At 48.5% G+C, this 11,709-nt stretch carries 13 protein-coding genes; 1 reads left to right on the forward strand and 12 read right to left on the reverse strand.

From position 1 onward, the window contains the following. Nucleotides 1–195 precede the first annotated feature (195 nt). A complete protein-coding gene (locus D4L85_RS26785; protein WP_160144022.1) occupies nucleotides 196–702 on the reverse strand; it encodes a hypothetical protein in 507 nt (168 codons plus the stop codon). A gap of 537 nt (nucleotides 703–1,239) precedes the next feature. Here D4L85_RS26785 and D4L85_RS26790 point away from each other — a divergent pair. Beyond that, nucleotides 1,240–1,623, forward strand: a complete 384-nt coding sequence (locus tag D4L85_RS26790; RefSeq protein WP_119757190.1) for a hypothetical protein — start codon at nucleotides 1,240–1,242, stop codon at nucleotides 1,621–1,623. A gap of 42 nt (nucleotides 1,624–1,665) precedes the next feature. On the opposite strand, the gene D4L85_RS26795 is transcribed toward D4L85_RS26790, so the two are convergent. The 11 genes from D4L85_RS26795 to D4L85_RS26850 all read right to left on the reverse strand — a co-directional run bounded on the left by D4L85_RS26795 (nucleotide 1,666) and on the right by D4L85_RS26850 (nucleotide 11,693). After that, on the reverse strand, nucleotides 1,666–2,349 hold the full coding sequence (locus D4L85_RS26795) for a hypothetical protein (protein ID WP_119757191.1): 684 nt from the start codon (nucleotides 2,347–2,349) through the stop codon (nucleotides 1,666–1,668). A 19-nt stretch (nucleotides 2,350–2,368) separates the two neighbouring features. Then, nucleotides 2,369–4,210 (reverse strand): hypothetical protein, encoded by a 1,842-nt coding sequence (locus D4L85_RS26800; protein WP_119757192.1) that lies wholly within the window; start codon nucleotides 4,208–4,210, stop codon nucleotides 2,369–2,371. Nucleotides 4,211–4,576: 366 nt separating this feature from the next. Next, nucleotides 4,577–5,230: a cation efflux transmembrane domain-containing protein gene (locus D4L85_RS26805; RefSeq protein ID WP_119757193.1), complete on the reverse strand. Its 654-nt coding sequence runs from the start codon at nucleotides 5,228–5,230 to the stop codon at nucleotides 4,577–4,579. A 52-nt stretch (nucleotides 5,231–5,282) separates the two neighbouring features. After that, entirely contained in the window at nucleotides 5,283–5,795 is a 513-nt protein-coding gene (locus tag D4L85_RS26810) for a DUF2306 domain-containing protein (protein ID WP_119757194.1), read from the reverse strand. 103 nt (nucleotides 5,796–5,898) lie between these two features. Next, nucleotides 5,899–6,789 (reverse strand): phosphatase PAP2 family protein, encoded by an 891-nt coding sequence (locus D4L85_RS26815; RefSeq protein ID WP_119757195.1) that lies wholly within the window; start codon nucleotides 6,787–6,789, stop codon nucleotides 5,899–5,901. 562 nt (nucleotides 6,790–7,351) lie between these two features. After that, a complete protein-coding gene (gene sigZ / locus D4L85_RS26825; RefSeq protein ID WP_119757197.1) occupies nucleotides 7,352–7,888 on the reverse strand; it encodes an RNA polymerase sigma factor SigZ in 537 nt (178 codons plus the stop codon). Then, complete coding sequence (locus D4L85_RS26830) at nucleotides 7,857–8,954, reverse strand: ArsO family NAD(P)H-dependent flavin-containing monooxygenase (RefSeq protein WP_119757198.1); 1,098 nt, start codon at nucleotides 8,952–8,954, stop codon at nucleotides 7,857–7,859. The genes sigZ and D4L85_RS26830 overlap by 32 nt, the downstream gene beginning before the upstream one ends. Before the next feature lie 2 nt (nucleotides 8,955–8,956). Beyond that, nucleotides 8,957–10,000, reverse strand: a complete 1,044-nt coding sequence (arsB, locus tag D4L85_RS26835; protein WP_119757199.1) for an ACR3 family arsenite efflux transporter — start codon at nucleotides 9,998–10,000, stop codon at nucleotides 8,957–8,959. A 10-nt stretch (nucleotides 10,001–10,010) separates the two neighbouring features. Then, a complete protein-coding gene (locus D4L85_RS26840; protein ID WP_119757200.1) occupies nucleotides 10,011–10,652 on the reverse strand; it encodes a low molecular weight phosphatase family protein in 642 nt (213 codons plus the stop codon). Nucleotides 10,653–10,696: 44 nt separating this feature from the next. Next, the gene (locus D4L85_RS26845; RefSeq protein ID WP_119758960.1) at nucleotides 10,697–11,026 is read right to left on the reverse strand and encodes an ArsR/SmtB family transcription factor; all 330 of its coding nucleotides are present in this window, start codon (nucleotides 11,024–11,026) and stop codon (nucleotides 10,697–10,699) included. Nucleotides 11,027–11,435: 409 nt separating this feature from the next. Continuing rightward, nucleotides 11,436–11,693 (reverse strand): hypothetical protein, encoded by a 258-nt coding sequence (locus tag D4L85_RS26850; RefSeq protein WP_119757201.1) that lies wholly within the window; start codon nucleotides 11,691–11,693, stop codon nucleotides 11,436–11,438. Between the last annotated feature and the right edge of the window lie 16 nt (nucleotides 11,694–11,709).

Consider the following 11,709-nt stretch of genomic DNA (forward strand, 5'->3'; position numbering starts at 1 on the left):
CGGGACCAAGGCTAAATTCAAGCCAATTTAAAAACCGGGCTTGGTATTGCAATATAGGCTCTTTTAGAAGCCCCCGAGGCCGTTGGCGGGCATTCTTGTGCGCCTGCGGACGTAGGACAGCGCCGACCTTGACGTCGGCGGCAATTTCAGCGCCGACGAACTCAGCGAACACCAGCAAGCGATCTTGCCAGCCATTTACTCGATTCGCCGATAACCACTCAAAATAGAAGGCGTTAGGTTTGTTATTAATCTATCCCCGAACTTCGTTGTCAAAACAGCCTTCTTCCGGTCAAGAAATTGTCTCCTGTATTTCTCACTCTTTGTTGCCAGCGGATACACCTTCCCATCGAGAACGACCACCATATAGTACTTCGCATATTGACCATCACTATGATCCCTATGAAGTACGTGGCGAACAGGCTTGGAAAAAGTCGCATAATAGTAGATCCCATCACACCCCACACTATCCATGGCCGCCGGAGAATAGTCAAAGCGAACGGCGTCGCGCTTCTTTTCATCTTTGGGGATCAGGTCCCCGACACGCAATCCCTCGAAACATGTTCTTGAACGATTCTCCGGCAACACATCGTTCGGTGTGTTCGCCATCTGAATATCCTTTGAGCATCCCATGCTCAAAAGCAAAATCATAGACCAAGTCAACGTGTTTCTAAGCATCACAAAAAAACTGTTTATAATTTCCATGGACAGTTACTTTATCATTTCGTCCCACGGATGCCCGTAGGGCATACCCATCATAACCCCGGGTTTCAACCCGGGGTTAGCAACTGGCTGCTATCAACCCCGTAGGGGTTACCCTCTTCGAGGAGTCTTTCTCGGTGCTTCACACTTCAAAAGTATGCCTACGCCGCGGGTAACCCTTACAGGGTTGAAATACAAGCTTTCACCACCCCCAGTTTCACTGGGGGTTATGATGGGAAAGCCCTACGGGCTTGAAAACTGGGCACCTTGTCCCGTTAGATTGTAGCATCCTAAAATAAGTTTTACGATTCATTGTAAACCTAATTCAGAACATAAGTCTACAGTTATAACCTGCTATAGAACTGATCAACATTAATCGAACGCAGGCTACTTACCGTCCAGTTGCTACAGAAACAGACCCCTATTCTGATTCATCGAACGCGCACATCACCGTTGCACAAATCGTGTTATTCTTTGAATGGTTTGTAGCGATCGAAGACACTGTAAATTGGGATATTCGTCCTCATAACCCCCAACACCATGAAACTTCCCATCGCGCTCCTCCTGACGGTGCTCGTCACGGTCTCATCCCATGCCCAATACAAGAACGACAGCACGGAATACGTCGTAAAGATCCGGAACTACCGCGACATGCGAACCATCGGCACGATCTTGACGGTCGTAGGAACCGGGTTGTTTGTATCCGGACTGGTTACCATGGCCGACAATTTATGGGACGATCAAAGATTTGAAAACGGCTTAGTCATGTATGTGGTCGGGGCCGTGAGCTTGGGCGCGGGCATTCCCTTGTGGATCGTGGGGGTGCATCAGCACAAAAAGTATTCGGAGAAATTAAAGGCGCTGTCTTTGAATTTTAACGCAAGCACATCGTATCAGGGCTTGACGATACGCTATCGTTTTTAAAACTGTCACGCCTGTTCATTTGGTCTCAACAGTCCCACGGTTTCACAACGAAAATTTATACCCAACCCCGGCGTTAACGCGATAGCTGGAAGCGTCCATGGGAAACTCGTCGCGTGGGTGTCCGAACGCTCCGAGAATGTGCTTTTCATAACCGGCATTCAATTTTAAGAAAAACCTTCCCACGCTTTCCTGCACCTCTATATAAGGTTGTATGGCGAGATTCAGGCAGTGATAGGTTTCCGAATCTTCTTCATGGTAGTCCACGAGGTCCAGTTTATAATTATATTTTAAGGTATTATACCAGGTCGTTGTCTGCACGCCAAAAAAAATATCCGTTTTGCCAATGGTGTGCAGCCTGACGGCGCCCTGCACGCCGGCATAGTTCATGCGTATTAGCTGATCGAGCGTGAGTGCTCCTGAATAGTCGCCATACGATATTCTGCCCGACGTTGACGTATGTCCGAATACGACGCCTACATAAAACTTGTCCGGGGTCCAAAGAAAGTTGGCGCTATAGTTTATATACGACGGAAAGGACTGTGTGATCTGCGCATCCAGGTAAGGACTGCCGTACTTCAGATCCTGGACCACACGGGCCTGAGAATCTTTCACGTCGCGCAGGGCAAAGCCTGCATATCCAACACTGAAACCGGCGGCGAAGTTTTGGGCCTTCAGGTCGAGCGTGAAGCACACCACGATGAGAAACAAATGCAATAGCTTAATCATATCCACCAGGATAAAGTTGTCAGGGGCGATAATAATCGGAAAGGGGCAAAACGAATCCTTTTGATGAGATCAGGGCATTGTTCAGGGGCATTACGATTTCATCGTTGCCTCTATTGATGTCGGCAATCGGAATAACACTTACCGGAGCATCCTGATCCAAGCGGTAGAGATAAAGCACGTCAGCGGTCGACTGCACCGCGCCAAACGTCAGCAGTTCGCTTTGAGGGTCATAACGAAAATAATCCGCATTGACAGCGAATGATCGCTCCGTGACGAGTGATACCAGGTTGATGACATCGACGGCCCCCGTGCGACGAAACAGAAATCTATCATTTCCCAGGAATTGAAAAGGGTAGCTATTATTGGAATATCCGGTAGGCACAAAGTGAGTCCCGTTCCAAGTGTAGAGCTTGCCACCGTAAAACATTTTATCTCCCTCAGGAGAAATGATAATGTCGCTGTAGTAATCGGGAGAAAAAGATTCGATCTTCGAAAAATCATCCATGTTCATAACATAACATCCGTAGGTGTTTTTTAGCGTCAGCCGGTTGTTGTTAGACACGGTCATTGCCCGTCCCAGAAATGCTCCGGACGGCGGAGTGTCGATATCACGGAACTTATAATCTCCCAACACTTCAAAGGTGAGCGGATCCAACCTGGAGAAGCCGTCTATGTCATAGTTGGAAACATAGAGATACTTGCCATTTTCCGACAGGGCAAATTCATATGAAGAGGTCATATGAAAGACCTGCTCGATATGATAGGTGGCGTCCAGGCGGACAAAGTCCACACCCGTCCCGTTTTTTTGAGCACCAAAGTATTTATTCAGTACAGCATTGTATTCCAGGTGCGACCACACGAACTTCGGAAATGGATTGCCTTTCACAAAGGTGGTTGCCGCTACCGGCTCTTTCGCACCCATGTCCAATGGTCTGGCGGGATGAACCGCCATCGACAAGGATGCCTGCCCTCCGAAGAGCGTTTTAGGTTTATAGACGAACACCGTATCGCTTACGGTTTTGATCTCGGCGTTGGCGTCTGCTGAATTTCCCAGCGCTACAGAATAGGAGTCGAAGTTCCCCGACAACGGAGCTTTTCTCCAGGTGAGTTTTACATCCGTGCTGTTGACCCACTCCGCCTTCAGTGCGGGATCATATAATAATTCGTACTCCTTTTGCGTGGGCGACCCCGATTTGCCGGTGACGGTCTGTTCAACCCATATGGCATATTTCACCTTTCCCGTCATAAAGGTGCTGTCGCGCAACGTAGTCATTTCGCGGCGACTCAGTTTTTTTGTCCAGCAGACCTGATACCATTGGTATTGGACATTGTAGCAATATTTGGTAACACCGTACCGCCCGAAATCCGATTTTGGATATTGCTCCCAACGCATTTCCAGCAGGCCGTTCACGGGTTTGATCTCAACAAAACTGATGGCGGGTGGGGCTGACGTATCGATGTGCACTACCCACTTCCGCTGGAAGGTTTGTACTTCTCCCTCAAGTTTATCGGATAGGCTACCGCTACCGGAGGTGGTAGCAATGACAAGGTCCAGGACGTAATAACCGTCGGGATAGTCATACGTATCGATATTAAACGTTCCGTCGTTGTACAGGGGAATAGGTTTCCCATCCAGTTTCAGATTCGCGCCCAACGGCTTACGATTCCCGATATATTTGGTTACGGAGAACTTTTGTGAGGCCAAGACAAGTATGGTATCCCCCTCATTTCCGGTAAGTGCGATGGTCACGCCGTTAAGTGTCGGCGGGGGAACCTCTTTAAAATATTCCTTTTCCGGTTCAGAATCGCAGGAAAACAAGCAACCCAACCCAACGATCAGGCCAAACGACAACTTTTTCATAACAAGCCAAACGTAATAGACGAACGAATATAGGCAAATGTGACTTGTATCTAAAATGTTCCTCTAAACTTCCTTATCAAGCCACTTTGCCCGCCACCCTACCGCTGTCCGTTTGATCCCACACCGTCGACGGCTACGGCAATGGCCATTCCAGGAATTTATTGCTTCCTCCGTATCGTTGTTATAATCCCCTTCGAATGGTGTTCGAATGTTGTTCGGATCCCCTTGCAATGTTCTTCGAATGGTGTTCGGAGTAGGTTCGAGTAAGGCGGCCTGGAGGTAGCTATAATGGGCCTCTTGAAACGACCTTAGCCGGCAAACGCGTTGGTTAATCCGGAAGACAATCCGGATCTGGTTCGCAAAAATTCAGCAATGATCGCATGAACAGTTCTTATCCGTTCTGGCCTTCTCAAAACATTCGCGCCCTTCTTTGAAAGAAAGATAGGCAAGGCCGAATGTTCCGATGATATCAGCATAAGCAAATTTAGTAAGCTCATAAATTCCACTGGATGCCAACAGAACGATCGACATATAAATACACACTTTGGTGCATTCCGCGTCGGCCAGTATGGCCTTAGAATTAAGCTGTCGCCCTACTCTGATTTTTCCATAAATAAGAAAACCCATCACCAAAATAGAAAGGAGTGAAATGACGACTCCCCAAAAAGTGGACTCGGGCTTATGTCCGGTCCATAAATTAAATATTCCCGTTGAGGCGAGTCCCAATACCAAAGCAAAGAAAGCAGACCCCGTAATGCGGAGCGCCGTCCGTTCAAAATCATCACGGTTGCTATCGGGTTTCTGTTGAATGCGCAGGATCATGTGCACAATGCCCAATCCTGAAACTACCTCGATAAAACTATCTGCCCCAAAGCCAAACAAGGCAAGGCTTTCATCCTCATAGCCAAAATGCGTTGAAAGTAATCCCTCTAATACATTATAGACGATCGTAAATACACCCAGGGCAAAGGCAATCTTGTAATACTTCTTTAGCGAGGTTTTTTCTACCACGAGATCCATTCCTAAAATGATTTAGAGTCCAAAGGTAAGTATCATACCGCTAAAAGTGACTTTACTTTTTCTTATTCAAAGGGTGCCTTAACAAGGTATATACTATAATCGGTACCCCTACAATAGAAGGAAAAACCCAAAAGAAAGTCTGCGGGAATTGCCTCCAAAAAGGCAAATTCTTTCCATTGTCAACATAAAAGCCCGTCAAAAGAAAAATATACGATAGCCCCATACAGAGGGTATGCAGCCGGGTCCACCCGCTTGCACGGTTTTGGGCAAGTCTCCGGCCAGCAAAGGTCAATGCAAACGCAACGGTGCCAATGGTTAACAAATGAATATTGTGAGGCCACCGCATTGCCGAGAGCACTACAATGGTGACAAAGGCAAACACCATGCACCAAAAATAAGTCTTGCCTGCAAGGGTGTGGCTTTTCCCGCCTTTCTCGCTGAGCATAGCGGCAAGTCCGGCCAGAACGCAAAGAAGTCCAAACAGGATGTGCACTACCACTATGGCTAAAAATAGTTTACTGGTGGACGGTATCGGTATACCGAATAAAATGGTTTCCTCTTCCATGCTAGGATCGCGCCTTCTATCCGATCCATCTAAAAATACCAACTTATTACCATACTTGAGGAAAACCGGGGCGACGTTCTGGCCGCCCCGGGAATGGCCATGATCATTTTTTGAAATTTTCTTTTGCCTTTGCTGCCCACTCTTGTTTTACTTTTTCAAAATCCTGCAGGAAGGCTTTGTTCTGAAACAACATGTTCACAAACTGCCGGGCAAAGATCCTTGACGCTTCCGAATCGCTTGGATAATGAACACCCAGGATCTCGCGGGAGTGTGCCATGTCGTAGGCATCCTTGATGAAGACGTCGGTGAATTCGGGAGCAAGCTCCTGGTAGATATAGGCATTGATGTAGGAGTTCGCTGCATGACCGCTGGGATAGGCTGCCCAGTCGGTGTCTTGCAGGTTTTTTAAGTCGTGGTCGATAACATAGGGGCGAATGCGGGCATATTTGAATTTGAGCGACCAGATGAAAAAGCTGGCGTCGCGCCATACCTTGGCCATGAAATCGGCGGTGACCGGCAGGGTTTCGGGATTGAACCACGAACCGATGGAGCGGCCAATGTGAAAGAGGTTCCGGCGATAGCGGGCATAGGAAGAATCGCCCGGTTGAATGCGATGGCTATAATACACATCGGCCATGTAAAGACTCGAGCGAATGTCTTCTTCGGTCCGGTACTTTTGAAGAGCCAGCAAGTAGTTGATCTCTGCCCGCGTTTGTTCGGAGCTGTTGGCGGGTGCATCCGGAATTTTGAAATCGTCGACCTTGACGCTGGTCAGGTATTGCGGGGTGAGGCTCATCCTTCTGTCCACCGTCTCCTGATCGGTTATGAATTTTTGTTTGTCGATGGGTTCTTGTGACGATCGGGCTTTGGGATTGAATTGGAGCAACTGTTTGTAATGACCGCGAATGGGTGTCAACTCGCGGTAGTTACTTTTTTGTGCGATGGCGATTGCCGGTAGAAGAACGAGTAAGAGAAGTGAATAAACTGTTTTCATGCTTTCGTTTTTGATAGGGAGACGGCGAGGGCTTTAAAAAGACGCAAAAGAAGTTTTAAAAAAGTCGTAAAAAAGATTTGCGTCTTTTTCCGGGTGACGTCGTCCATAAGGCGAGTGAGAGTTCACTCATCATGTCAAACTAAAACAAATAAATGTATGGTAAATCAACATGATCCCGGCGATTGCTGTGGCGATGACTGCTGCGGTGGTCTGATTGGCGGATGCTGCTAAAACGAAAGAGACTGTCTGAAACGGCAGTCTCTTTTCATTTATAATCCCTGGGGCTTTCGCACTTTCGCGTTTGTCCACTCACGTTGTTGGCTCTTCCCGCCTTGTCGGTGTTCCATCGCCAAGTGTAGGGCGGGTTATCCGTAAAATTGACCGATGCATTTTTGATGTTGTTCTTTGCGTGAGACGCTTGGTCGAACGCCATGTGATCGTGTGAACCCACGCCGCGTGTTGTTGGTGGGACACCAACAACGGCGGCTCCCTCCTATTTTTTTGATTGTTGAACTTGATGCCTTAGGCATTCAGATGCCCTTTTTTGAAGTGCTGCAAGGGTTTAACAATGGCATGGGCCGCGGTTCTCACAAACCGTCACGTTGCCATAGGCATCGAGCTTGATGGTATAGTGCTCGTCCATTTTTCGTTTTAACATTTGCCGTGCGCGCTGAACTCTTGATTTGGCGCCGGAATAAGAAATGTTGAGCCTTTCGGCTAATTGCAGTTGTGAGAGATCCTCCAGTTCGGTGAGCTCGATGGCCTGGCGGTATTTGGCGGGAAGGGTTAACAGCATCTCTTTCAGACACGACGAGACGCAATCGTTGAGATTGGTGTGGTCGCTTTCCCAGTCCAGGTCGAGCAGGGTGACGGATTTGTTTTGGCTCCGGAAATAGTCGGTTATCGTGTTTCGGGTGATCTGGTACATCCACGCCGTGATCTTTTCGGAGTCGTGGAGTTGATCCATGCGGGTATACATCTTTACGAAAACATCTTGCAGGATGTCGTCGGCTACGGCTTTGTCTCTTACGCGACGATGAACAAAGGCTTTTAATGCCGCTTGGGTTTCAGTCCAGAGAATACTTGCTGGTGCTTTCATAGGATTTGTCTTTACCGATTCCGGAAATGTATTGCACGATTTCTTCGACAGTGGTTTTTGCAGAACGCCCTACCCCGATCAATGTGGCCGACGCAAAACCGGTCCAGTTTCCATAGCCCACAAACCAAAGGCCCTCTATGGTTTTGGATCTTGTTCCCTCGGTGGCGGGTCTTTTGTCGTCGGCACCGATATGAAACGATGAGAGGTGTTTGAGCGCCGGGTTGAAGCCGGTACAAAAAATCACCACGTCGATCTTCTCCTCTTGTCCATCGGACCACACGATTGAATTTTCCGTGAACCTTTCGAAGGGCCTCCGGCTGGTGAGCACGTTTCTGATCTTGGCGTCTTTCACCGAATCGACCATAACGATGTCGCCGAGCGAAGGTGCTTTATAGGATACTCCCGCTTTCTGCGCTTCATACATCTGCGTGGCCGCATCGAAAAGATAACGACCGTCGATATGATCGGGCAGAAACCTGGGTTCTTTTTGTGTGATCCACAGCGTTTCGGTAGTGAGGGACACTTCTGCCAAAATTTGCGCACCCGAATTCCCTTCACCCACTACAGCCACTCGCTCGTTGGCAAACTCCACAGGCGAACGATATTGGGCGGAATGCAACACCCGTCCTTTGAACAAATCCTGTCCTTCTATTTTGGGGATAAACGGGTTAGAAAAAGAACCCGTTGCGTTGACCACGGTTTTTGCAAAGTATGTGCCTTGCGCAGTTTCTATTTTGAATACCTCACCCTCCTTCGAAACGTCTGTTACCGAAACCGGGCGCCTCACCTGCAGGTTGTATTTTGACTCATAGTTCGCCAGATACTCGACCACCGCATTTCGCGCCGGGTACTCACTGCCGCCACCGGTCAGGAGCATGCCGGGCAACGCGCTCCACTGGGCAGGTGAAAACAAGCGCAACGATCTCCAGGTGTGGGGCCATGCGCCACCGGGCTGTTTTTGGTTATCGAGGATGACATAAGACAAGCCTGTGCGCCGGAGATAATACCCCATCGCCAGGCCACTCTGCCCGCCGCCGATCACCACCACGTCAAACGTATTGTCCATGCTCAAACGGCTATTTTATACAATCTTTTCCTGAACCAGAAGGCCAGGTTCACCAGCAGGATCAACGCCGGCACTTCGATGAGGGGGCCGATGACCCCGGCAAATGCCTGCCCCGAATTGATCCCAAAAACACCAACGGCTACGGCGATGGCGAGTTCGAAATTGTTGCCCGTGGCCGTGAACGACACCGAGGCATTCTCCGCGTAGCTGGCTCCCAATCGTTTTGATAAAATAAAACTCAACACGAAGATGATGAGAAAGTAAATCATCAGCGGTATGGCAATGCGGACCACGTCCAATGGAATATCGACGATCATCTTGCCTTTGAAGCTGAACATGATGACGATGGTGAAGAGCAAGGCCATCAACGTCAATGGGCTGATCTTAGGGATTACATGTTCTACATACCACGCCTCTCCCTTTATCTTTTTAAAGCTATAGCGTGTCAGAAAACCGGCTACGAACGGCACGCCCAGATAGAGCAACACGCTCTCTGCGACGTCGCGCATGCTCACGTTTACTACCGATCCTTCCACCCCAAAATAAGGCGGCAGCACCGTGATGAACAACCAGGCAAATGCGCTATAGAACAACACTTGAAAGATGCTATTGAGTGCCACCAACCCTGCGGCATACTCTTTATCGCCTTTGGCCAGATCGTTCCAAACCAGCACCATGGCGATGCAACGGGCGAGACCGATGAGGATGAGGCCCACCATATATTCCGGTTTGTCGCGCAGAAAGATGACAGCGAGCGTGAACATCAGTAACGGCCCCACGATCCAATTCAACAACAGGGAAAGGCTGATCACCTTGACGTTGCTGAACACCTTGTCCAGGTGCTCGTACCGGACCTTGGCCAGTGGTGGATACATCATTACGATGAGTCCCCCGGCAATGAGCACGTTGGTGGTGCCCACCTGAAAGTGGGCCATGAGCTGCTCGATGGGCAGGAAGTAGCCCAGGGCGATGCCGATCACCATGGCCAGAAAAATCCAGAAGGTCAGATAGCGGTCCAGGAATCCAAGTTGCTTTTTATTGCTCATGGCATCGGGGTTAGACTTTTATCTGTGAGAATGCATATAATATCTCCCGGCCGATCTCATGGACCCTTTCTGCATACTTGGCCGCCTCCTGGGGCGTTCCATCAAAGTTTTTTGGGTCGTCGTAGGTCAGGGCGATTCTCGCTGTGGCTCCTAGCACCACAGGACAATTTTCGTCGGCGTGTGAGCAGGTCATCACGGCCGCGAAGTTGCTGCTTTGATTGAAGGGGTCGTCGTATTTTTTTGAGAAGGCTCTAATGCCGGGAGCATCAGCGGAAAAGCGCACGTTGTAAACCGGGTTCTCACCGTGGTCAAATTTGTCGATCGAAAATCCGGCATCCTGCATGGCCTTCACGGCCCTGGGGTTGAAGGCCGTCGCTTCCGTGCCACCCGAAAAGCAAACGACGTTGGGTATACCATAGCGATGTGCAGCGGTCTGTGCCCATATTTGCGAAAGATGACTTCTCCTTGAATTATGTGTACAAATGAAGTTGAGGTATGCCTTCTGACCTGCGTCGATCTTGTTTTGAACAAAAGCCGTCAGTTGGTTGAGAATCTGTTTTCGTTCCGGCGGAATCTGATCGAATTCCCGGGTGAGTTGTTCGACAGTTCCTTGTAAGGGAGACAGTAGTGTGGCGGTTCGCGTCGCTGACATGGTTATGTATTATTGTAATATTACGGTAGCACTAGTCAAAAAAATCAACAGCAATCGTTCTTCTTTACAAATTTAGAGAACATGTTTATGAAGATGTCTTTGGCTTCTTCCCACACATTCTCGTCGATGCAGTAGTTCACCTTGGGGCCTTCGATCTCTCCTTTTATGATGCCGATCTGTTTCAATTCTTTGAGGTGTTGATTGATGGTGGATTGTGAAAGCGGGAGCACGTCAACCAGGTCGTTGCAAATACAAGTTTGATTGCTCAACAGGTGTTCCAGTATGGCTACCCGGGCAGGATGGTCAAAGGCCTTGGCCAGGTTGGCCACCCGGTTCTGACGTTTCTTGAAGAGTTCCGATTTTGTTATTCCCATACCGTTATAACGCAATATTACGTTATCATGTTTAGGAATCCAATTTTTCAGCAATCCTTTTTTGAGTGGTGAATGTTTCAAGGTCATCAAGCGATTATTGAAATAATCGTCGGGCCGATATTTCGCAGGATAACATGACCAGGCATCGACCAAAATCAAAACAGGGCCGGGTGCTGGTGTAACGACCGTCATTTTGCAGGGTTGCTTTACGAACCCTCTTCTGCGTTCAAACAAGCATTATGCCTTTGGACTCAGCTCACTGAAAATACGTAAGTATATTTACTGACTTAACTGTCGTCAACTGTTGCTTGGACTTCTTGGTATTTATCGTTATCGAAGGCGCAAGCGTTGCCAAGGACCGCAACCAAGAGGATAGCTTTCATCCCGCATAACAACGGGAATCGACGACTCAAGGGGTGATCCTCTTACTACCGTCTGAATTCAAGTACTCGACGATCTCTTTCTCCAAGTCGGCGAAAACGCGTTGATACTCTAGTTCTCCTTTCAGATTTTTAATCATATCGTTCTTATAGTTCTCGATCGTCCTCGCGCTAAAGTAGAAATCCTGACACAAGCTTTTAAACTCGTCGTTCGTGTTGTACGCGTTAAGAATTATTTTCCGATGCTTGGGAAACCGGTCAAGCATGTAAATAATCTCCTCGTTCATAATTTTTTGATAAGAA

The sequence above is a fragment of the Chryseolinea soli genome, from assembly GCF_003589925.1.
Taxonomy (GTDB): Bacteria; Bacteroidota; Bacteroidia; order Cytophagales; family Cyclobacteriaceae; genus Chryseolinea; species Chryseolinea soli.

Coding starts and splice junctions, on each gene's coding strand:
- D4L85_RS26785 (WP_160144022.1), bottom strand. CDS start 702: ATGGAAATTATAAACAGTTTTTTTGTGATGCTTAGAAACACGTTGACT.
- D4L85_RS26790 (WP_119757190.1), top strand. CDS start 1,240: ATGAAACTTCCCATCGCGCTCCTCCTGACGGTGCTCGTCACGGTCTCA.
- D4L85_RS26795 (WP_119757191.1), bottom strand. CDS start 2,349: ATGATTAAGCTATTGCATTTGTTTCTCATCGTGGTGTGCTTCACGCTC.
- D4L85_RS26800 (WP_119757192.1), bottom strand. CDS start 4,210: ATGAAAAAGTTGTCGTTTGGCCTGATCGTTGGGTTGGGTTGCTTGTTT.
- D4L85_RS26805 (WP_119757193.1), bottom strand. CDS start 5,230: ATGGATCTCGTGGTAGAAAAAACCTCGCTAAAGAAGTATTACAAGATT.
- D4L85_RS26810 (WP_119757194.1), bottom strand. CDS start 5,795: ATGGAAGAGGAAACCATTTTATTCGGTATACCGATACCGTCCACCAGT.
- D4L85_RS26815 (WP_119757195.1), bottom strand. CDS start 6,789: ATGAAAACAGTTTATTCACTTCTCTTACTCGTTCTTCTACCGGCAATC.
- sigZ (WP_119757197.1), bottom strand. CDS start 7,888: ATGAAAGCACCAGCAAGTATTCTCTGGACTGAAACCCAAGCGGCATTA.
- D4L85_RS26830 (WP_119757198.1), bottom strand. CDS start 8,954: ATGGACAATACGTTTGACGTGGTGGTGATCGGCGGCGGGCAGAGTGGC.
- arsB (WP_119757199.1), bottom strand. CDS start 10,000: ATGAGCAATAAAAAGCAACTTGGATTCCTGGACCGCTATCTGACCTTC.
- D4L85_RS26840 (WP_119757200.1), bottom strand. CDS start 10,652: ATGTCAGCGACGCGAACCGCCACACTACTGTCTCCCTTACAAGGAACT.
- D4L85_RS26845 (WP_119758960.1), bottom strand. CDS start 11,026: ATGGGAATAACAAAATCGGAACTCTTCAAGAAACGTCAGAACCGGGTG.
- D4L85_RS26850 (WP_119757201.1), bottom strand. CDS start 11,693: ATGAACGAGGAGATTATTTACATGCTTGACCGGTTTCCCAAGCATCGG.